The organism is Caballeronia sp. ATUFL_F2_KS9A (assembly GCF_023630765.1).
GTDB classification, from domain to species: Bacteria; Pseudomonadota; Gammaproteobacteria; order Burkholderiales; family Burkholderiaceae; genus Caballeronia; species Caballeronia zhejiangensis.
Window position 1 is genome coordinate 1 of record NZ_JALQEK010000069.1, and the last position, 273, is coordinate 273.

At 59.7% G+C, this 273-nt stretch carries 1 protein-coding gene; it reads right to left on the reverse strand.

The window, feature by feature from the left end; genetic code table 11:
- Positions 1 to 273: hypothetical protein (locus NCS67_RS31815; protein ID WP_250437934.1), on the reverse strand; the 273-nt coding region annotated here is incomplete at both ends.

Below are 273 nucleotides of genomic sequence, written 5' to 3' on the forward strand. Positions count from 1 at the left end.
GTACTGCACACGATTGACTTCCCTGCCGTCGGCGCGACGGATCAGCAACGCGTAGTTGCCTGGCTGATCGGTGCGTAGCGGATAGTCGAGCCCTGCCACGGGCAGCGCGAGCTTGCGTTCCTCGACGGGCACTTCCTTCAGACGCGATTCGTACTTGTAAGCCCCGGAGTCCTGCTTCGTCAGTATGGAGACGTAACGCAGCTCGACCAGTTGCGCACGCAAATCATTCAGCGCGATAGCTTTCGTATTCGGGTCGATGACGATGAGCCGCAC